The sequence below is a fragment of the Pseudomonas sp. FYR_5 genome, assembly GCF_043106315.1.
Lineage (GTDB): Bacteria > Pseudomonadota > Gammaproteobacteria > Pseudomonadales > Pseudomonadaceae > Aquipseudomonas > Aquipseudomonas putida_Y.
The window spans coordinates 284,034-303,497 of record NZ_JBICMK010000097.1 but is presented as its reverse complement, the minus strand read 5'-3'; the positions used below and the strand labels follow the sequence as shown (position 1 = coordinate 303,497).

25 protein-coding genes and 1 tRNA gene are annotated in these 19,464 nt (G+C 61.0%); 14 read left to right on the top strand and 12 right to left on the bottom strand.

All coding sequences use genetic code 11. The annotated features are described in order from the left end of the window. The 4 genes from ACF8RA_RS20105 to ACF8RA_RS20090 all read left to right on the top strand — a co-directional run bounded on the left by ACF8RA_RS20105 (position 1) and on the right by ACF8RA_RS20090 (position 3,408). Positions 1 to 1,023, top strand: coding sequence for a LacI family DNA-binding transcriptional regulator (locus tag ACF8RA_RS20105; RefSeq protein ID WP_104962064.1), 1,023 nt, complete (start codon positions 1 to 3; stop codon positions 1,021 to 1,023). A gap of 15 nt (positions 1,024 to 1,038) precedes the next feature. Beyond that, positions 1,039 to 1,947, top strand: a complete 909-nt coding sequence (gene rbsK, locus ACF8RA_RS20100; protein WP_392488654.1) for a ribokinase — start codon at positions 1,039 to 1,041, stop codon at positions 1,945 to 1,947. Beyond that, positions 1,944 to 2,342: a D-ribose pyranase gene (rbsD, locus tag ACF8RA_RS20095; RefSeq protein ID WP_176683839.1), complete on the top strand. Its 399-nt coding sequence runs from the start codon at positions 1,944 to 1,946 to the stop codon at positions 2,340 to 2,342. The genes rbsK and rbsD overlap by 4 nt, the downstream gene beginning before the upstream one ends. 64 nt (positions 2,343 to 2,406) lie before the next feature. Beyond that, the gene (locus tag ACF8RA_RS20090; RefSeq protein WP_392519514.1) at positions 2,407 to 3,408 is read left to right on the top strand and encodes a nucleoside hydrolase; all 1,002 of its coding nucleotides are present in this window, start codon (positions 2,407 to 2,409) and stop codon (positions 3,406 to 3,408) included. Here ACF8RA_RS20090 and ACF8RA_RS20085 read toward each other — a convergent pair. Beyond that, a complete protein-coding gene (locus ACF8RA_RS20085) occupies positions 3,380 to 3,592 on the bottom strand; it encodes a hypothetical protein (RefSeq protein WP_021782772.1) in 213 nt (70 codons plus the stop codon). The genes ACF8RA_RS20090 and ACF8RA_RS20085 overlap by 29 nt on opposite strands. Positions 3,593 to 3,866: 274 nt before the next feature. Here ACF8RA_RS20085 and ACF8RA_RS20080 point away from each other — a divergent pair, with 274 nt between their 5' ends. After that, positions 3,867 to 4,187 carry an I78 family peptidase inhibitor gene (locus tag ACF8RA_RS20080; RefSeq protein WP_176683837.1) on the top strand — a complete coding sequence of 107 codons (321 nt, stop codon included), beginning with the start codon at positions 3,867 to 3,869 and terminating at the stop codon, positions 4,185 to 4,187. Positions 4,188 to 4,388: 201 nt separating this feature from the next. Here the strand turns inward: ACF8RA_RS20080 and ACF8RA_RS20075 are convergent, their stop codons facing one another. Both ACF8RA_RS20075 and ACF8RA_RS20070 read right to left on the bottom strand, forming a co-directional pair. Further along, positions 4,389 to 4,601 carry a cold-shock protein gene (locus tag ACF8RA_RS20075; protein WP_003250656.1) on the bottom strand — a complete coding sequence of 71 codons (213 nt, stop codon included), beginning with the start codon at positions 4,599 to 4,601 and terminating at the stop codon, positions 4,389 to 4,391. 162 nt (positions 4,602 to 4,763) lie between these two features. Beyond that, entirely contained in the window at positions 4,764 to 5,069 is a 306-nt protein-coding gene (locus ACF8RA_RS20070; RefSeq protein WP_176683836.1) for a hypothetical protein, read from the bottom strand. Between the two features lie 338 nt (positions 5,070 to 5,407). On the opposite strand from ACF8RA_RS20070, the gene thrS reads away from it, so the two are divergent. The 9 genes from thrS to ACF8RA_RS20025 all read left to right on the top strand — a co-directional run bounded on the left by thrS (position 5,408) and on the right by ACF8RA_RS20025 (position 12,894). Next, a complete protein-coding gene (thrS, locus tag ACF8RA_RS20065; protein ID WP_176683835.1) occupies positions 5,408 to 7,330 on the top strand; it encodes a threonine--tRNA ligase in 1,923 nt (640 codons plus the stop codon). Further along, a complete protein-coding gene (gene infC / locus ACF8RA_RS20060; RefSeq protein ID WP_012052879.1) occupies positions 7,330 to 7,881 on the top strand; it encodes a translation initiation factor IF-3 in 552 nt (183 codons plus the stop codon). The genes thrS and infC overlap by 1 nt, the downstream gene beginning before the upstream one ends. A 60-nt stretch (positions 7,882 to 7,941) precedes the next feature. Beyond that, complete coding sequence (rpmI, locus tag ACF8RA_RS20055) at positions 7,942 to 8,136, top strand: 50S ribosomal protein L35 (protein WP_003250667.1); 195 nt, start codon at positions 7,942 to 7,944, stop codon at positions 8,134 to 8,136. Positions 8,137 to 8,163: 27 nt separating this feature from the next. Next, on the top strand, positions 8,164 to 8,520 hold the full coding sequence (rplT, locus tag ACF8RA_RS20050; RefSeq protein ID WP_003250671.1) for a 50S ribosomal protein L20: 357 nt from the start codon (positions 8,164 to 8,166) through the stop codon (positions 8,518 to 8,520). 109 nt (positions 8,521 to 8,629) lie between these two features. Further along, positions 8,630 to 9,646 carry a phenylalanine--tRNA ligase subunit alpha gene (gene pheS, locus ACF8RA_RS20045; RefSeq protein WP_176683834.1) on the top strand — a complete coding sequence of 339 codons (1,017 nt, stop codon included), beginning with the start codon at positions 8,630 to 8,632 and terminating at the stop codon, positions 9,644 to 9,646. Between the two features lie 31 nt (positions 9,647 to 9,677). Continuing rightward, positions 9,678 to 12,059, top strand: coding sequence for a phenylalanine--tRNA ligase subunit beta (gene pheT, locus ACF8RA_RS20040; protein WP_392488652.1), 2,382 nt, complete (start codon positions 9,678 to 9,680; stop codon positions 12,057 to 12,059). Positions 12,060 to 12,063: 4 nt separating this feature from the next. Further along, positions 12,064 to 12,366, top strand: a complete 303-nt coding sequence (ihfA, locus tag ACF8RA_RS20035; protein ID WP_003250679.1) for an integration host factor subunit alpha — start codon at positions 12,064 to 12,066, stop codon at positions 12,364 to 12,366. After that, on the top strand, positions 12,347 to 12,703 hold the full coding sequence (locus ACF8RA_RS20030; protein WP_003250681.1) for a MerR family transcriptional regulator: 357 nt from the start codon (positions 12,347 to 12,349) through the stop codon (positions 12,701 to 12,703). The genes ihfA and ACF8RA_RS20030 overlap by 20 nt, the downstream gene beginning before the upstream one ends. A 114-nt stretch (positions 12,704 to 12,817) precedes the next feature. Beyond that, positions 12,818 to 12,894, top strand: a tRNA-Pro gene (locus tag ACF8RA_RS20025). Between the two features lie 79 nt (positions 12,895 to 12,973). Here ACF8RA_RS20025 and ACF8RA_RS20020 read toward each other — a convergent pair. From ACF8RA_RS20020 to ACF8RA_RS19980, 9 genes are all read right to left on the bottom strand, one after another. Then, positions 12,974 to 14,137, bottom strand: coding sequence for a tyrosine-type recombinase/integrase (locus ACF8RA_RS20020; protein WP_392519533.1), 1,164 nt, complete (start codon positions 14,135 to 14,137; stop codon positions 12,974 to 12,976). Further along, a complete protein-coding gene (locus tag ACF8RA_RS20015; protein ID WP_392519513.1) occupies positions 14,023 to 14,427 on the bottom strand; it encodes a helix-turn-helix transcriptional regulator in 405 nt (134 codons plus the stop codon). Before ACF8RA_RS20015 ends, ACF8RA_RS20020 begins: the two co-directional genes overlap by 115 nt. Before the next feature lie 251 nt (positions 14,428 to 14,678). Further along, positions 14,679 to 15,038, bottom strand: coding sequence for a hypothetical protein (locus ACF8RA_RS20010; RefSeq protein ID WP_392519512.1), 360 nt, complete (start codon positions 15,036 to 15,038; stop codon positions 14,679 to 14,681). 43 nt (positions 15,039 to 15,081) lie between these two features. Beyond that, positions 15,082 to 15,639 (bottom strand): hypothetical protein, encoded by a 558-nt coding sequence (locus tag ACF8RA_RS20005; RefSeq protein WP_392519511.1) that lies wholly within the window; start codon positions 15,637 to 15,639, stop codon positions 15,082 to 15,084. Next, positions 15,636 to 15,905, bottom strand: coding sequence for a hypothetical protein (locus ACF8RA_RS20000; RefSeq protein ID WP_392519510.1), 270 nt, complete (start codon positions 15,903 to 15,905; stop codon positions 15,636 to 15,638). Before ACF8RA_RS20000 ends, ACF8RA_RS20005 begins: the two co-directional genes overlap by 4 nt. Next, positions 15,902 to 16,285 carry a hypothetical protein gene (locus tag ACF8RA_RS19995; RefSeq protein WP_274101706.1) on the bottom strand — a complete coding sequence of 128 codons (384 nt, stop codon included), beginning with the start codon at positions 16,283 to 16,285 and terminating at the stop codon, positions 15,902 to 15,904. The genes ACF8RA_RS20000 and ACF8RA_RS19995 overlap by 4 nt, the downstream gene beginning before the upstream one ends. Positions 16,286 to 16,350: 65 nt before the next feature. Next, positions 16,351 to 16,998, bottom strand: a complete 648-nt coding sequence (locus tag ACF8RA_RS19990) for a Lar family restriction alleviation protein (protein WP_392519509.1) — start codon at positions 16,996 to 16,998, stop codon at positions 16,351 to 16,353. A 112-nt stretch (positions 16,999 to 17,110) separates the two neighbouring features. Continuing rightward, positions 17,111 to 17,347 carry a hypothetical protein gene (locus ACF8RA_RS19985; RefSeq protein ID WP_135198447.1) on the bottom strand — a complete coding sequence of 79 codons (237 nt, stop codon included), beginning with the start codon at positions 17,345 to 17,347 and terminating at the stop codon, positions 17,111 to 17,113. A gap of 116 nt (positions 17,348 to 17,463) precedes the next feature. Continuing rightward, entirely contained in the window at positions 17,464 to 19,407 is a 1,944-nt protein-coding gene (locus tag ACF8RA_RS19980) for a DNA cytosine methyltransferase (RefSeq protein WP_392519508.1), read from the bottom strand. Between the last annotated feature and the right edge of the window lie 57 nt (positions 19,408 to 19,464).

Below are 19,464 nucleotides of genomic sequence, written 5' to 3'. Positions count from 1 at the left end.
ATGGCAACCATCAAAGACGTCGCGGCACTGGCGGGTATTTCTTATACCACTGTGTCCCATGTACTCAACAAGACCCGTCCGGTCAGCGAGCAGGTGCGGCTGAAAGTGGAAGCCGCCATCATCGAACTGGATTACGTGCCCAGTGCGGTGGCGCGCTCGCTGAAGGCGCGCAGCACGGCCACCATCGGGCTGTTGGTGCCCAACAGCGTCAACCCGTACTTTGCCGAGCTGGCGCGGGGTATCGAAGACGCCTGCGAGCGCAACGGCTATTGCGTGATTCTGTGCAACTCCGACGACAACCCGCAGAAGCAGCGCAGCTACCTGCGCGTGCTGCTGGAAAAACGCATCGACGGGCTGGTAGTGGCCTCGGTGGGCCAGGACGACGACCTGCTGCAAAGCCTGGCCAGTGTGCGCACGCCAATGGTCATCGTCGACCGTGAGCTGGAAGGCGTCGATGCCGACCTGGTGCGTATTGACCACGAGCAGGGGGCGTACCTGGCCACCCGGCATTTGCTGGAACTTGGCCATCGCGACGTCGCCTATATCGGCGGTCCCGCCGAAACCGGGGTTACCCAGCTGCGCCTGAGCGGCTTCCGCCGTGCCATGGCCGAAGCGGGAGCGCCTGTGCCGGGCAGCCGTGTACTGCACTGCGACTTCACCAGCCCGGGTGGCCATGCGGCGGCGGCGCAGGTGCTGGAAGGCAAGCGGCCCTCGGCGATTTTTGCCGGCAACGACATGATCGGCTTTGGTGTGCTGCGGGCTGCAGCCGAACGCAATATCAGCGTACCCGGCGAGCTGTCGGTGATCGGCTTCGACGACATCGAGCTCAGCCGCTACGTGTACCCGCCACTGACCACGGTGGGCCAGTCGATCCGCGAGCTGGGCGAAAGCGCTGCCTCGTTGCTGCTGACGCGTATCGCTACGCCCCGGCAAGGCGCAGCGGAGCAGCGCATTGTCGCCCCGCGTATCGTCTTGCGTGAGTCCACCGGGCCGCGGCCGGACCTGTTCAATGATTACCGCTAACGCTAAGGAAACGTCATGAATGCCAAGGTTGTGGTGGTCGGCAGCCTCAATATGGACCTGGTGGCTCGCGCCCAGCGCCTGCCTCGGGCCGGCGAAACACTCCCCGGCGATAGCTTTTTCACGGTACCGGGCGGCAAGGGTGCCAACCAGGCCGTGGCGGCTGCGCGGCTGGGCGGCAGCGTGGCGATGATCGGCAATGTTGGGGATGATGATTACGGTCGGCAACTGCACCGGGCCTTGTATGTCGAGGGGATCGACTGTCAGGGCGTCAGCACCTGCCCAGGTGTGTCCAGCGGTGTGGCGCTGATCACGGTGGATGCTGCCAGCCAGAACTGTATTGTCATCATTCCCGGCGCCAACGGCCTGCTGACGCCGCAGTCGGTGCGGCGCTTCGATGCGTTACTGCAGGCTGCCGAGGTAATCATCTGCCAGTTGGAAGTGCCAGCCAGCACCGTGGCCTGGACACTGGCCAGAGGGCACGAACTGGGCAAGCAGGTGATCCTGAACCCAGCACCCGCTACCGGCCCCTTGCCAGCGGAGTGGTTTGCGCATATCGATTACCTTACCCCTAACGAAAGCGAGGCCGAAGCCTTGACCGGTGTGGCGGTGACCGACCAGGACAGTGCTCGGCGCGCAGGCGAGCGCTTGCTGCAGCTGGGGGCAGGCAAAGTGATCATCACCTTGGGTGCGCAAGGTGCCTTGCTGGTCGCTGGCCAAGGCCATCAGCACTATCCGGCGCCGCACGTGCAACCGCTGGACACCACCGCTGCCGGCGATACCTTCATTGGTGGCTTTGCTGCCGGCCTGGTACGTGGGCTGGGGGAGGGTGAGGCGATCATCTTTGGCCAGCGTGCCGCAGCATTGTCGGTTACCCGTGCCGGTGCCCAACCGTCCATTCCCTACCTGGCGGAGCTGACGCCATGAAGAAAACCCCACTGTTGAACGTTGCCCTGTCACGGGTCATTGCCGGCATGGGGCATGGCGATATCCTGGTGATCGGCGATGCCGGGCTGCCGGTGCCGCCGGGGGTGGAACTTATCGACCTGGCCATTACGCCTGGCCTGCCGGACTTCGCCAGCGTGCTGCGGGTGGTGCTGAGCGAATTGCAGGTTGAGCGGCACGTGCTGGCTGAAGAAATGCAGAAAGTGGTGCCACCCGCGCTGGTCGAAATCGAGCGACTGAAGGGCAAGCTGGGCAAGCGCGAATGGCTGGCCCATGAGGATTTCAAAGTGCTGTCGCGCAGTGCCCGTGCGGTGGTGCGTACAGGCGAGTGCCAGCCCTACAGCAACATTGCCCTCATCTCCGGCGTCACCTTCTAGCCGCTTCCACAGAGGACGCCGGGCTGTGTAACCGCATGATTCATAGGCAACAGGAGTGCCACCCATGCTCAAGTCCCTGCTACAAGGAGTCGTCTTCATGGCCACAGCCTCGACCCTCCAGGCCGCCCCCATCGACCTGATCATCGACACCGATCCCGGCGCCGACGATGTGGTGGGGCTGTTTCTGGCCATGGCTTCGCCCAACGAACTCAGTATCCGCGCCATCACTACCGTGGCCGGCAACGTGCGCCTGGACAAGACCTCGCGCAATGCCCGCCTGGCCCGCGAATGGGCGGGGCGCGAAGACATCCCGGTGTACGCCGGTGCCGGCCGCCCATTGGTGCGCACGCCGATCTATGCCGCCGATGTTCATGGTGAAGAAGGCCTCACCGGTGTCCAGGTACACGAGCCGAAAGCGCCCTTGGCCCAGGGCAATGCCGTGCAATACCTGGTCGATACCCTCGGCGCAGCCAAACCGCACAGCATCACCGTCGCCATGCTCGGCCCGCAGACCAACCTGGCCCTGGCGCTGATCCAGCGCCCGAGCATCGTCAAAGGCATCAAAGAGGTGGTGGTCATGGGGGGAGCGCATTTCAACGGCGGTAACATCACCCCGGTGGCGGAGTTCAACCTCTACGCCGACCCGCACGCCGCCGAAGTGGTGCTGGCCAGCGGCGTGCAGCTGACCTACCTGCCGCTGGACGTCACCCACAAGCTGCTGACCAGCAGCGCCCGCCTGACGCAACTGACAGCCGTGAACAACCAGGCCAGCAAGCGCGTGGTGGACATCCTCAATGCCTACATCACCCACGACATGGACCTGTACGGTATGCCCGGCGGCCCTGTGCATGACGCCAGTGTCATCGCCTACCTGTTAAAGCCCGAGCTGTTCAGTGGCCGGCGCATCCACATGAGCATCGACAGCCGCGAAGGGCCCACTTTCGGCCAGACAGTTGCGGACTGGTACGGCGTGCTCAAGCAGCCAGCGAATGTGCTGTGGGTGGAGCAGGGTGATGCCCAGGGGCTGTTCGACCTGCTCAGTGCCCGCCTGGCGCGATTGGAATAGCCGCGTGCGGCGCGTAGCGCTCGAACACCTGGTCGATGAAGCTGCGTGCCGCCTCGGCGCCGTTATCGCGCACCAACAGGTCGATGGCGATCAACAGCAACTCTTCCGGTGTGCCAGGGCTGTACGCGCTCTGGCCCTCGGCCCATTTGACCTTGATATCGGCATCGATGCTGTGGGTGCTCATGAAAAGCTCTCGCTGGGGGCCCGGAACGAAGGAGGAACACCTGACCCTGGTGTTCGATGGAGGCGGGATGCGCTCCACTTCTTGCAGCAAATCATGGCTTTGCGCCGGTGACCGTGCGAGCTAAGCATATGGCAAACACAGCACGTTGTGCAAAATCCGGTCACGATTGCTTTTCGCCTCCCTGCTACAGTTCAGGCAGACTTGACAGGTTTTGCAACAAATGATGAGCGGAGCTGTCGGATCAGGCAGTTCCCGGACCGATTTAGGAGGCTTCATGTTCCGTACCCGTGCTTACCTGGCAACTTTGGCTGTGGCTGCTGTCCTGGCGGGTTGCAGCACTGGTGGCAACGCTGATGGTGGGGCTGCGCCGGCCGCCCCAGCTGGCAACGATGGCCGCTGCCAGGCCAGCGGTGCCGACTTTGCCATTGGCAAACAGGCCAGTGCCGAACTGCTGGAGCAGGCACGCAAGGCCAGCGGCTCGCAGATGGCGCGCATTCTCAAGCCGCGCGATGTGGTCACCCTGGAGTACCGCTCAGAGCGCCTGAACCTGAACGTGGACGAGCAGGGCAGGGTAACCCGCGTCAACTGCGGTTGATGCACGCGGGGGCAACTGCCTTGCGCAAAATGTGAAAAGCCTGCGCAGTCGCCTGTAGGGGCGGGTTCACCCGCGAACACGAGCGAAGCCCGTGCCATTCACCCTAAAGTCTGTTTCGCAGGCAATCCCGCCCCACTCAGATGATGCAATCACCCATAAAAAAACCCGCCACAAGGGCGGGTTTTTTTACAGCTATCCGAATTACTCCGGACGAACCTGTGCAGCCTGCATGCCCTTCTGGCCGCGCTCGGCGACGAAGGAAACAGTCTGGCCTTCTTTCAGGCTCTTGAAGCCGTCAGATTCGATGGCTTTGAAGTGTACGAACAGGTCGTCGCCGCCGCCTGCTGGGGTGATGAAGCCGTAGCCTTTCTCATCATTGAACCATTTGACGGTGCCTTGTTGGCGATTGGACATGGGTGAATCTCCAGAACATTTAGTTTTTTCATTGGTGCAATGCGGCCGAGGCTACGGAGCACGGTATACATCATAGTCTAATTCTGCGCATCTAGCGCCTTTTACCTTCGCAGGATATTGATCCAGCTCAAAGAATGGCTGGTCGTCGCTGGCTTTAAGGTTTCAGCTCTTCGGTGCGCAGGCCTGTTTTACCACCATCTGCGCCCTCTGCATCAGCTTGGCGTCAACGCCGTCTTTGCTGTCGAGGTCGGCAATCTCGGCGTCGGTAAAGTTCTTTTTGATGGCTTGCGCGCCACAGTCGCAGTGCTTTTTCGCGGTGGCAGCGTCAACGCCCTGGCCGCTGGCCACTTGCGTGCACTGGGTCATGTAGCCGGCCTCCTTCCCGGGGGGGAAGTTGCCGGCGTTCGCAGCCACGGGCAGCAGCAGGGCGCCAGCGGCCGCCAGGGCCAGAAGAGACGGAACTCGCATCACCAGTTACTCCTTGGGTTAAGGTCTCATCAAGAGTAGGTTGCTTCCCAAAGTCTGAGCGGTATTTTTCCGCGTTAGTTCACCGCTGCGGTGCAATTTCCAAATATTTCTGCCTGGGGTGCAACCCCCGTGCTAGCATGCTCGGCTTGCGGTCGCGCTGTTGCCGGCTGCAGCTATCTTTTTTCTTTCCAGTCACTCTGGTTCGTCCCTGACAAGCCGAAAGGCTTCTGCCACTGTGGGGCAGGCTTCCTTTTACCGGAAGGCAGGTCGGATCTTGTACTGGCTCATCCCAACCCACGTGACCTTTGGTAGGGGTCACCACTAGGAGAGGAGGCGCCATGCCCGTTATTACTCTTCCCGATGGCAGTCAACGTTCGTTCGATCACGCCGTATCCGTAGCCGAAGTAGCCGCTTCCATCGGCGCTGGCCTGGCCAAGGCCACCGTTGCCGGCAAGGTCGACGGCAAGCTGGTCGATGCGTGTGACCTGATCAGCAACGACGCCACCCTGCAGATCATCACCCCTAAAGATGAAGAGGGACTGGAGATCATCCGTCACTCGTGCGCCCACTTGGTTGGCCACGCCGTGAAGCAGCTGTACCCGACCGCCAGGATGGTGATCGGCCCGGTCATTGACGAAGGCTTCTATTACGACATCGCCTACGAGCGCCCCTTCACCCCAGAAGACATGGCCGCCATCGAAAAGCGCATGATGGAGCTGATCGAAAAAGACTACGACGTGGTCAAGAAAATGACCCCGCGCGCCGAAGTCATCGATGTGTTCAAGGCCCGTGGTGAAGACTACAAACTGCGTCTGGTCGAAGATATGCCGGATGAACAGGCCATGGGTCTGTACTACCACGAAGAATACGTCGACATGTGCCGTGGCCCGCATGTTCCGAACACCCGCTTCCTCAAGGCATTCAAGCTGACCAAGCTGTCCGGCGCCTACTGGCGTGGCGATGCCAAGAACGAGCAACTGCAGCGCGTGTACGGCACGGCCTGGGCTGACAAAAAGCAGCTGGCTGCGTACATCCAGCGCATCGAAGAAGCCGAAAAACGCGATCACCGCAAGATCGGCAAGCAGCTCGACCTGTTCCACCTGCAGGAAGAAGCCCCGGGCATGGTGTTCTGGCACGCCAACGGCTGGACCGTCTACCAGGTACTCGAGCAGTACATGCGTGGCGTGCAGCGCGAAAACGGCTACCAGGAAATCAAGACCCCGCAGGTTGTCGACCGCATCCTGTGGGAGCGTTCCGGCCACTGGTCCAACTATGCCGAAAACATGTTCACCACTTCGTCGGAAAGCCGTGACTACGCGGTAAAGCCGATGAACTGCCCGTGCCACGTGCAGGTGTTCAACCAGGGCCTGAAAAGCTACCGCGACCTGCCGCTGCGTCTGGCCGAGTTCGGTGCCTGCCACCGTAACGAGCCGTCCGGCGCACTGCACGGCATCATGCGCGTGCGTGGCTTCGTACAGGACGATGCGCACATTTTCTGCACCGAAGATCAGGTGAAGAAAGAAGCCGCCGACTTCATCAAGCTGACCCTGGACGTGTACAAGGACTTCGGTTTCAGCGACATCGCCATGAAACTGTCCACTCGTCCGGCCAAGCGTGTCGGTTCCGAAGAGTTGTGGGACCGTGCTGAAACTGCGCTGGCCGACGCCCTGAACGAATCCGGCCTCGAGTGGGAGTACCAGCCAGGCGAGGGCGCCTTCTACGGCCCGAAAATCGAGTTCACCCTGCGCGACTGCCTCGGCCGTAACTGGCAGTGCGGTACCCTGCAGTACGACCCGAACCTGCCAGAGCGTCTGGATGCCAGCTATATTGCCGAAGATAACAGCCGAGTACGCCCGGTCATGCTGCACCGCGCTATCCTCGGTTCGTTCGAGCGCTTCATCGGCATGCTGATCGAGCACTACGCTGGCGTGTTCCCGGCGTGGCTGGCCCCAACCCAGGCGGTGATCATGAATATCACCGACAAACAGGCCGATTTTGCCCTCGAGGTTGAGAAATCTCTGAACGGAAGCGGTTTCCGTGCCAAGTCGGACTTGAGAAATGAGAAGATCGGCTTTAAAATCCGCGAGCATACTTTGCTCAAGGTCCCGTACCTTTTGGTTATAGGGGACCGCGAAGTCGAAACGCAAACCGTCGCTGTGCGTACTCGCGAAGGTGCAGACCTGGGCTCCATGCCCGTCGCCCAATTCGCTGAGCTGCTGACACAAGCGGTTTCCCGGCGTGGTCGCCAAGAATCGGAGTAATGACTATTAAGCGTGAAATGAGAAACGATAAGCGTGCTGTACCGAAGGCCCCGATCAACGAGAATATCTCGGCCCGCGAGGTTCGGTTAATTGGCGCAGACGGCGAGCAGGTTGGCATCGTCTCGATTGATGAAGCGCTGCGTATCGCTGATGAAGCGAAGCTGGACCTGGTAGAAATCTCTGCAGACGCGGTACCGCCCGTCTGCAAGGTCATGGACTACGGCAAGCACCTCTTCGAGAAGAAGAAGCAGGCTAACGAAGCCAAGAAAAACCAGAAGCAGATCCAGATCAAAGAAATCAAGTTTCGTCCAGGGACGGAGGATGGGGATTACCAGGTAAAACTACGCAACCTGGTACGTTTCCTTACCGATGGGGACAAGGCCAAGATCTCTCTGAGATTCCGTGGTCGTGAGATGGCCCACCAGGAGCTGGGCATGGAGCTGTTGAAGCGGGTCGAAGCCGACCTCGCCGAATACGGCACCGTTGAGCAGCATCCGAAGATGGAAGGACGCCAGCTTATGATGGTCATCGCCCCCAAGAAAAAGAAGTAATCTCCCGGGCACGGCAGGCCTGATGATTATGTGTAATTTTATCGAATGCGGAGTTCCAACATGCCAAAAATGAAAACCAAGAGCGGTGCTGCGAAGCGCTTCCTGAAGACAGCTTCGGGCTTCAAGCACAAGCACGCTTTCAAGAGCCACATCCTGACCAAAATGTCGACCAAGCGTAAGCGTCAACTGCGCGGTGCCAGCTTGCTGCACCCGTCCGACGTCGCAAAAGTCGAGCGCATGCTGCGCGTTCGTTAATTCTGGTTAAGATAGAGGAAGTTACTCATGGCTCGTGTTAAGCGCGGCGTTATCGCTCGTAAGCGTCACAAAAAAATTCTGAAACTGGCTAAAGGTTACTACGGTGCACGTTCGCGCGTATTCCGTGTAGCCAAGCAAGCGGTCATCAAGGCAGGCCAATACGCCTACCGCGACCGTCGCCAAAAGAAGCGTCAGTTCCGCGCACTGTGGATCGCTCGTATCAACGCCGGTGCCCGCACCAACGGTCTGTCCTACAGCCGTCTGATTGCTGGCCTGAAAAAGGCTTCGATCGAAATCGACCGTAAGGTTCTGGCTGATCTGGCAGTGAACGAAAAAGCGGCGTTTGCTGCGATTGTCGAGAAAGCTAAAGCCGTTCTGGCTTAAGTACCCGCGACAATCACCCGGCGGTGCTAGCGCTGCCGGGCATTGAACGTCATCGATAGGGGAAGAGCCTTCAAAGCTCTTCCCCTATTTTCGTATCTGGAGTCTGTACATGGAAAACCTGGATGCGCTGGTCTCCCAAGCCCTAGAGGCCGTGGAACGCGCTGAAGACATCAACGCCCTGGAACAGATCCGGGTTAATTATCTCGGCAAGAAGGGCGAGCTGACCCAGGTGATGAAGACCCTGGGCAACCTGCCAGCCGAAGAGCGGCCGAAAGTCGGCGCGCTGATCAATGACGCCAAAGAGCGCGTCACCGTTGTGCTCAATGCCCGCAAGGCAGCCTTTGAAGAAGCGGAGCTCAGCGCTCGCCTGGCTGCCGAATGCATTGACGTCACCCTGCCAGGCCGCGGCCAGGCCACCGGTGGCCTGCACCCGATCACCCGTACACTCGAGCGCATCGAGCAGTTCTTCACCCACATTGGCTACGGCATTGCCGAAGGCCCAGAGGTGGAAGACGACTACCACAACTTCGAAGCGCTCAACATCCCTGGCCACCACCCGGCGCGGGCGATGCACGACACCTTCTACTTCAATGCCAACATGCTGCTGCGTACCCACACCTCGCCGGTGCAGGTGCGGACCATGGAGTCCACCCAGCCGCCCATCCGCATTGTGTGCCCGGGCCGCGTATACCGCTGCGACTCGGATATCACCCACTCGCCGATGTTCCACCAGGTCGAAGGCCTGCTGGTCGATCGCGATATCAACTTCGCCGACCTCAAGGGCACCATCGAAGAATTCCTGCGCGTATTCTTCGAGAAAGAACTGGCGGTCCGTTTCCGCCCATCGTTCTTCCCCTTCACCGAGCCGTCTGCAGAAGTCGACATCCAGTGCGTGATGTGTTCCGGCAACGGCTGCCGCGTGTGCAAGCAAACCGGCTGGCTGGAAGTGATGGGCTGCGGCATGGTGCACCCGAACGTGTTGCGCATGTCCGGCATCGACCCAGAAGAGTTCCAGGGCTTCGCCTTCGGCATGGGTGCCGAGCGCCTGGCCATGCTGCGTTATGGCGTCAACGATTTGCGTCTGTTCTTCGACAACGACCTGCGGTTCCTAGCCCAATTCCGCTAGGCCCAATCGACGCAACTTTCAGGAGAACAGCATGAAATTCAGTGAACAGTGGCTGCGCGGTTGGGTCAACCCGCAAGTCTCCCGTGACGAACTGGTCGCCCGCCTGTCCATGGCCGGCCTCGAAGTTGACAGCGTTACCCCCGCTGCCGGCCAGTTCAGCGGCATCGTCGTGGGCGAAATTCTCGCCACCGAGCAACACCCGGACGCCGACAAGCTGCGCGTGTGCCAGGTAAGCAGCGGCCAGGAAACCTTCCAGGTTGTGTGCGGCGCCCCTAACGCCCGCCCAGGCATCAAGATCCCGTTCGCCATGATCGGTGCCGAACTGCCAGGCGACTTCAAGATCAAGAAGGCCAAGCTGCGCGGTGTCGAGTCCTTCGGTATGCTGTGCTCGGCTGCCGAACTGCAGATCAGCGAAGAAAACGACGGCCTGCTGGAACTGGCTGCCGACGCTCCGGTTGGCGAAGACATTCGCACGTACCTGAGCCTGGATGATGCCAGCATCGAAATCGGCCTGACCCCGAACCGCGGCGACTGCCTGTCCATCGCCGGCCTGGCCCGCGACGTCAGCGCCCTGTACGACACCCCGGTCACCCGCCCGGTGGTGCCAGCCGTAGCGGCCGCCCATGACGAAGTGCGCCCGGTCGAAGTCAGCGCCCCGGCTGCCTGCCCGCGCTACCTGGGCCGCGTTATCCGTAACGTCGACCTGAGCAAGCCAACCCCACTGTGGATGGTGGAGCGCCTGCGCCGCAGCGACGTTCGCAGCATCGACGCCGCCGTCGACATCACCAACTACGTGATGCTCGAACTCGGCCAGCCGATGCACGCCTTCGACCTGGCAGAAATCAACGGCGGCATCCGCGTGCGTATGGCCGAAGAGGGCGAAAAGCTCGTCCTGCTCGACGGCCAGGAAGTTGCCCTGCGGGCCGACACCCTGGTCATCGCCGACCACACCCGCGCCTTGGCCATCGCCGGTGTCATGGGTGGCGAGCATAGCGGTGTGAATACCGAAAAAACCCGCGACCTGTTCCTGGAAAGCGCCTTCTTCGAGCCGATTTCCGTCGCCGGTAAAGCCCGTTCCTACGGCCTGCACACCGATGCCTCGCACCGCTACGAGCGCGGCGTCGACTCGCAATTGGCCCGCGAAGCCATGGAACGCGCCACGCAGTTGCTGCTGGACATCGTTGGCGGCGAAGCCGGCCCTGTGGTCGAAGCGGTCAGCGAACAGCACCTGCCACAAGTAGCCCCGGTTACCCTGCGCGCCGAACGCATCACCCAGATGCTTGGCATGGAAATGGACCCAGCCCAGGTCGAGCAGTTGCTCAACGCCCTCGAGCTGACCACGACCAAGAGCGGGGAAGGGCAGTGGACCGTCAGCGTACCAAGCCACCGCTTCGACATCAGCCTGGAAGTGGACCTGATCGAAGAGCTGGCCCGCCTGTACGGCTACAACAACCTGCCGGTTCGTTACCCGCAAGCCCGCCTGGCCCCACAGGGCAAGCCGGAAACCCGCGGTGACCTGCCGACCCTGCGCCGCCTGCTGGTTGCCCGCGGCTACCAGGAAGCCATCACCTACAGCTTCATCGACCCGAAACTGTTCGAACTGTTCAGCCCGGGCGTAGAGCCGCTGCTGCTGGCCAACCCCATCTCCAGCGACATGGCCGCCATGCGCGCCTCGCTGTGGCCGGGCCTGGTCAAGGCACTGCAGCACAACCTGAACCGCCAGCAAGACCGCGTGCGCCTGTTCGAGAGCGGCCTGCGCTTCGTCGGCCAGCTGGGTGACCTGCAGCAGCAGCCAATGATTGCCGGCGTCGTCACCGGCAGCCGCCTGCCAGAAGGCTGGGCCAACGGCCGCGACGGCGTCGACTTCTTCGACGTGAAAGCCGACGTGGAAGCCCTGCTGGGTTACTCCGGCGCCCTGAGCGACTTCACCTTCAGCGCCGGCAAACACCCAGCCTTGCACCCGGGCCAGACCGCGGTCATCGAGCGCGACGGCAAGCTGGTCGGCTACCTCGGCGCCATCCACCCAGAGCTGGCCAAAGCCCTGGGCCTTGACCGCCCGGTGTTCCTGTTCGAGCTGGTGCTGGGCGACGTGGTCGAAGGCCGCCTGCCGAAATTCAGCGAACTGTCCAAGTTCCCGGAAACCCGTCGTGACCTGGCTTTGATCGCAGGACGTGATGTAGCTTCTAGCGCGGTGCTTGAATTAATTCGTGACAATGCAGGCGAATGGCTCACAGACCTCAGGCTGTTTGATGTGTACCAAGGTAAAGGCATTGATCCTGATAGAAAAAGCCTTGCCGTCGGCTTGACCTGGCAGCATCCATCGCGCACTCTTAACGACGATGAGGTGAACACTACCCTGCAAAACATCCTCACCTCGCTCGAACAAAGGTTGAACACCACGTTAAGGAAATAACGGCATGGGTGCTCTGACGAAAGCTGAGATGGCCGAAAGGCTGTACGAGGAGCTGGGGCTTAACAAGCGTGAGGCCAAGGAGCTGGTCGAGCTGTTTTTCGAAGAAATTCGGCACGCACTTGAAGAGAACGAGCAGGTCAAGCTGTCCGGTTTCGGCAACTTCGACCTTCGCGACAAACGCCAGCGGCCGGGCCGTAACCCCAAGACTGGGGAAGAGATCCCGATCACCGCACGGCGCGTCGTCACCTTTCGTCCAGGGCAGAAGTTGAAGGCCCGGGTTGAGGCCTATGCTGGAACCAAGCCATAACGACGAACTGCCCCCCATACCGGGCAAACGCTACTTCACCATTGGTGAAGTGAGCGAGTTGTGTGCCGTAAAGCCACACGTGCTGCGGTATTGGGAGCAGGAGTTCGACCAGCTGAACCCTGTGAAGCGGCGGGGGAACCGGCGGTATTACCAGCGCCAGGATGTGCTGATGATCCGCCAGATTCGTGCGCTGCTGTATGACCAGGGGTTCACCATTGGCGGGGCTCGGTTGAGGCTCTCCAGTGATGAGGCTAAGGATGAATCCAGCCAGTACAAGCAACTGATTCGGCAGATGATTGTTGAGTTGGAGGATGTGTTGGTGGTGTTGAAGAAGTAAGCCGGGTTTCTGATGAATTGAAAATTTTTTGAGAAAAAGCTTTCATTTATCAGAGGGTTAGGGTACATTCTTCAACGTTCTCGGCAAGATTGAGAACATGCTTCAAAGCCCAGTCGGGGCGTAGCGCAGCCCGGTAGCGCACTTGCATGGGGTGCAAGGGGTCGAGTGTTCGAATCACTCCGTCCCGACCATATATTTCAATGACTTAGGCCATTTCCGAAAGGGATGGCCTTTTTCATATGCGTGACTTTTGCGTGACTTCTCAGGTTGTTACGCCTGCCTCCTCTTCAAAATTGTCAGCACCGGCCCACGCGAGTCCGTCGCTGAAACTTTGTTTGCCGCCTCTATCAACTGTCCCAGCTCCGCGCCAGAATAGTGACTGGTCACGCTTCCGTTCTTGTGGCCAAGTAGCGACTTCCGATCTTCCTCTGTTACACCTGCTGCTTTCAGGCGCCTGCCGAAAGTGTGCTTCAAGTCGTGAACCCTGATAGAGGCGAACCCGGGGTGTGCCGGTCGCAAGTGTTGCTCCTGCCAGAGCTTTGCCGCGCGCACCCTCGCTTTTTTCCAGGCCGAGTCGTTCATCCTGTGCATCCCGATGCCGTTGTAGGGGAACACCCATTCCCGGCTGATTCCGCGCTGCCCGTCGATGATCGATTTGGCCACAGTGTTCAGCACCACCAGGCGCTCGTCCCGATTCTTCACGCCTGAGTTCTCGTGCCGGCCGCCGAAATCGGCAGGTATCAGGAACACGCTGGTGCCCAGCTCGGGTACCGAAATTTCCCAATCCCACCTAAGTTTGCAGACCTCCTGCTCGCGGCAGCCTGTGTTCACCTTGAACAGGGCCATCTTGTGCAGGTGCTCCGGCAACTCCCCGAAGAGAATCGATTGCTCATCCCAGGACATGGGGTAGGGCTTTCGACTGGCTCTCTTCTCTTCCAGCTTGGCCAGCAGCGGAATGCTGTCGAGCCAGGGCCTGCGCTCTTCATCCCGCCACTTCCGGCAAGCCAGCGACAGCACGCGAATCACCCGCTCGATTGCGATGTTCACCGTCCGGTTGCTGACTGCCTTACGCACTTTCCCATTTGGTAAGTCTTCATCCGTCTGCCGGTCCCGAATGAACGGGGCCAGCGCCTGGTCGTCGATGTGCGTCAGTGGTAGGTCGCCCAGGTACGGGTCGAGCTGTTGCAAGCACAGTGCGGTCAGCTTGATAGACGGCTGATCTTTGTGCTCGAGCAAATACCTGGTGGCCGCCTCGCGGAACGTCCTAACTTGCCGAACGCCATATACCTTGCGCTGGCGGATCTGCTCCAGGCGGTGAATCAGGTACTTTTCTGCTTCCGCCCGGTCACTAACTCCAGTGCTTTCGTAAAGTCTCTCTCCGTTGATCTTCTTGTCGATGTGCCAGATGCCGTTCCTTTGGGAAAGGCCTGTGATTGTCTTTCGCGCCATCCCTTATCTCCTGATGGGCGCTCGCTGCCGGGTGATTGTCGTCCCTGAGCGCCTTCTTTCGCAATTGCCATGGCCTGGATGTAGTCGTTTACCCAGGCGTCCAGTTCTTCCCGGTCAAATCCGATGCCGCGCTCCCCGATGGGGAATTCGCTCACATGCGGCCTGACGGTCTTGTTGAATTCTGATCGGCACATGCCGAGGTATTGCGGTGCTTCGCCGGCGCGGATGATGCGCGGCAGAATGCGTGCGGCCGGTGCCGCGCTGGCGTATGCCATAGGATGGTCTCCACGCCGCCGCTGGCGGCAGGTTGGTGGTCAGGCTGTGGGCGCAGGGCTGACGATGTAGTAGCTGGTGCACTTGCAACGCGGGCACACCATGGTGCTTGCGCCTTTGAGCCACTTGCAGGGCGCAAGCACGCGCTCGCTCTCCTTGTGCTGGTTTCGGCACCGGGAGCACTTCACTGTGATATCGAACACGGTTCATCCTCGCCCGCGCATGTCGGCGGGCTTCAGTTGTAGGGGAGGGGTTAGCAGTTGAAGGCGAATTGGAAATAGCGGCCGTCAGGTAGGGGGAGGGCTACGGTGCCGGAGAAGTCATCGCCGGACATGCCGCACTCCTGATCGACGTACACGTCACCGAGGGCAAACCCGTTGTCCTGAGGTGCGCCGGCCGGCTCATCGACGATCTCGTAGTCGTAGGTGTTCTCGGCCGCTTCAATCTCTTCCTCTATCTGGGTGAACACCTCCTCACCAACCAGCGCCTTTACCATTTCCAGCACAGGGGCGTTGCGCGCCTGCTGATCCAGCTGGTACTGGATCAGCGCCTCGTCGGCCGCCCGCATGATCTCGAAGCACTCCTCATCGGTGATTCCGAAGATGTTGCTCATCGCGGCCCCCTGTAGATCAGGTAGGCCATGTAGGCGAGGGCGATCATGGCGCCACCTGCTTGCGGTAGCCGGCATCGTGCAGAGCAGCGATCGCGCACTCTACATACTCGCGGGCAGTGAGAAGCTCACCTGCACTGAAATCCAGCTGGGCATCCTCTGCCATTTTGGTGATTGCTGTCTTTCGCTCTTCCGCCGCGATCTGCTCGGGCGTCCGGATGGGGCGGAAGGTTGAGGCCCATAGCAATGTACCCCAGCATTCCGGCGTCCCGGAAACGAACACATGATCGCTATTTCCGTGCATCAGCACCTGCCCAGGCCACCACAGGTCTCGCTCGGCGTCGTATGCCTCACATGCCGATCCAACTGGCGGAACGCCGTGCCCGCTCCAGCGCTCTGGGCGAGGCGTGATGTACTGGATCTGGCCCTGCGTGAAGTTATGCCGGTGATCGCCGGTGCCGCCGCCGTAGGGATAAGCGCGATCCTCGGCGCCGACCACGGCGTACTGGTCCATGTTGATCCACACCTCGGTTATGCCGTGGTGGGCGACCAGGCCGTGACCGTCTGCCCACTCAGGCGCCTTGCTCCAGTCGATCTTGCTCACAGCTGATACCTCTCATCAATCCAGCGCCCAGGCGCCAGTGCGGGTGTAGGTTCGGGTTGTGTTTCGTGCGGGGAGAGCTGGCGCTGGTTGCCGGCCTGCAGCTGGCTGTCGGGGATGCAGCTCAGGCCGCCCGAGTAGGACCAGCACGTCACTGCACGCTGGTCGTCGTGAAACACCTGGAACACGTAGGGCATGCCTCGTGTTTCGCGTGGGTCTGCGCTGACGCCGGTGGCCAGCAGCAGGAGGCAGAGGGCGAGGCGGGTCATGCGCGACGGCCCTCAATGTCCGCTTCGGTTATTGTGTACTCCACGACGTTTTCCACGCGGTAGAACGGGGTAGGGCTCAGGTGCTTGGCCGCCCAGGCCTTGAGCAGGGTTTGCAGCTCGTGCTCGGCCAGCGATGGCACGGCCGGCCAGTCCTCCGCGGCCTCACCGCAGTCATCCCAGGCACGCTCTCCGATCATCTCGATGATGTGCTTGGTGTCGATGTAGGCCGCAGGGTCTGGGCGCACAGCGTTGCCGCGGTAGACGGTGGAGCCGGCCACGAGTTCTTCGTGGTCATCGAGCAAATCGCCCAGGCTCTCACAGCGGAACGTTTCGTCGTCGACAGACCAGGTCTCGCCGGTCAGCAGGCGTGATTCAGACATGGGGAATCCTTGGCCGCCATATCGCGGCAGTGAATAGAGGGGAGAGGGGTTACAGCGGGGTGGGGCTAGGACTGACGCTTGAGCATGGTCTGAGCATTTGCGTAGTTCGGATTGTCCGCCAGCATCTTCTCGACGCTGTCGCAGTCGCCACCGAGGAATGTAATGCGCTCATGGCCGTTCACGATGGCTGTTCGGTAGTCTCCAGTCATCAGCCGAAGCTGCTCGCGCAGGGTGTCGAGCTCAGCGCGCTGGTCACAGACTACTTTCCAGTGCTTGGTGATACCTTCGCGTAGCCGCTCAGCCTCGCCAGGATCGGCGTGGGTGTAGAGCGGGATGGTGTAGCCATTGACCGCCGAGGCTGGCGCCCCGCCGAACTTCAGGTTGTGCTGTTTGACCTCATTCGAGATCGTGGCGTGCATATGAGGTGAGCGCGGGTCCATCCATGCCACTGGCTCTCCCTGGTGCTGCTCGGCTCTCGCATTCCACAACTCGACCGCCTTGTCGCGGCCTGGCTGCTCCTCACCTTCATTCTGCGCCACGCCCACTGGGCCACGGGCCAGACACGCCTCATGCGGTCCGGTCAGGCCTTGGCAGATAACCACTGAGGCATCGCTGTCTAGGCGCTCGATGAGGAAGTCCTGCTGGCCGCAAAAGGGGCACGGCAGTGGTTCGCTGACCATCTCGGTGTAGCTGGATCGGTTTTCTGTGGGCATGGGGATACCTCGCTAGTTTTGTGCGATGCAGGGAAAAAAGAGGTAAATAAAAAAGCGGGCTTACCTCAGGGGGTGAGCCCGCTTGCTGCTTGCCATTGCGGCCTACAGGTTTTCAGTTGCCCGGCGCGAAGTTGTAGTCCTTGCCGACCAAAACAACCGCGTTGCCGTAATTGATCAACAGCGAGCGCTTCTTCAGTTCGCTAGCCAGCGATTGCTGAAAGGCTTCCTTGATGCGATCCCGGTCCGCTACGGCATAGAAGCGATCCCAAGGCATGGTGATCACATCTTTACCGCTCTGTTGCAGGGTTGTCTGAATGTCTGCTGCGATTGCGCTGGCTGCTTTTGGCATGTCCTATCCCCCGATGCAGAGCGACCCCCATGGCGCTCTGCGGTGAGATTTATAGCGCCTCCTAAGCTCATTGTAAATATATCCTAAGGTTTTTATTTCTCTTTTGTATGTTATCGCTAAGCAGCGCGTAAGGCCTGTTTAGCGCTGTTCCATGGGTCGTTTGCCTTGGCCAGCGCGGCCATAGCCGGCGGACTGACACTGTTCCCACACATGTGCACCTGCTCGGTCTTGGTGAAGGGCTTGCCGTCGGCGCCCTTGTCGATGATGTAGCTGGCCGGGAAGCCTTGGGCGCGGTAGAGCTCGTGCGGCTGCAGCATGCGCAGGCAGATGTCGACGATGACGTACGGGGTGCCCTTCACGAAGACGGTGACCAGCCCCAGGCGGTCCTTGGTGGTAACCGTCGGCGCTGGGGCGTCACAGGCGCTTATGTTCTCTGTGCCGTAGTAGCTGATGAGGAATGCGGCGACGCGTAGGGCGCCTTCTTCGTGCTCCGGCGATAGCTTGTACTCGACCAAGGCGTGATGCTCGGCGCCGGCGGTCATTGTCGGCACAAGGTCATCTACGGGACGGCCTACGCAGTTGCGCCGGAGCGTGGCCAGGCTGGCTGTCACGAGACGCTGCTGGCTGCCGGTGTTGGTGACCGTGGTCAGCGGCTCGTCCGCGCCCTTCGCTGGCGTGGTGTTGAATCCGCCGTTGGCCTGCTCGATGAAGGCTGTGCACACGCCCATGGCATGGGCCGCACCCGCAGGCCTCTTGTAGTTGCCGCCGCTCGTGATGGTCGGCACCGGATCGGTGATGGCTGCTCCTTCACTGTTGAACCTGAATTTGACCAGATGCGCCGATGCCAGCGCCCGGTGGCTTTGTGTCATCAGCGTTCCCATGGGCTGATCAGCTGCTACTGGCTTACCGGCATACATCGGGCCGCCGGCCCCGACCATCACGGGGCTGGCCATCATCAGCTCGCCACGGTTGGCCGCAGTAACTGTTGGTAGTGGATCGCCCGGGTTGTTCACTCGGTCGGCGCCCTGGTGTGTTGCTGGAAGAATCACCGGGCTTGCCATGGCGAAGGATCCACCGCGCGGCCAGGAGGTCACCGTGCGAAGTGGCTCATGCGCCGACTGGGCCAATTCGCCCGACCGGTTCGCAATCGGCACGATGAAGGGCTGCGGGTTGTCCAGCACGAACTTCTTCATGCCCTTGGCGACCCGGCGCAACGTTGCGTCGGCCAGCGGCTTCTTCCGGTCGAAGATGCTCTTGCTCTGCACGGTCCAGTCAATGCAGTCGGCGGCGGTGCGCCATTTCTGCTGGCCCTTGGCTGGGCTCTTGGCGTGTGTAGGCTCCGGCCACACGATTGGCTGTCCATCGCACCGGGCGATCATGAACAGGCGCTCGCGGCTGGTGGGCGCGCCGAAGTCGCATGCCTTGATGATCCGCCACTCCACCTGGTAGCCCATGCCTTCGAGCAGGTGCACGAAGCGGCGCCAGGTGATGCCGCGGCGCTTCGGGTCTGGCACCAGGAACTGCTGCTGCACCGGCACGCGCTCGCCGATGGCAGCCACGGTCCCGTCCAGCTTCATCACCCGCCCGGTAGCCTTGTCGCGCTTGGCGATCAGCGGACCCCACTGCAGGATCTGCTTCACGTTCTCCAGGCTGATGACCCGCGGCCGCTTCTTGCCGGCCCACTTCAGTCCAATCCAAGACAGGTTGCGGATCTCGCGCTTTCGCGGCTGGCCGCCGGCGGCCTGGCTGTGGTGGGTGCAGTCTGGGCTCATGTGGAACCAGCCAACTGGTCGGCCCTGGCATTCCTCATCCGGGTCACCCTCGAAAACGTCGGTGGTGAAGTGGCGCGCTGCAGGGTGGTTGGCGGTGTGCATGCTGATGGCCGCCGGGCTGTGGTTCTTTGCCACTGTCACCGGCCGGCCCAGGCCCATCTCCAGCCCGGTACCGGCGCCGCCGCCACCGCAGAAGAAGTCCACCACGATTTCATCGTCTTGCGGATCGAAGCCGAGGCCGTACTGGGTTTTGAAGTCGAGCGGGTTCTTTTTCTGAAATGCAGACATGGGCGGTCCTCGCCGGGGTGGCGTGATTCGTTGAATTGGGTTATTCGTGTGGCGCGG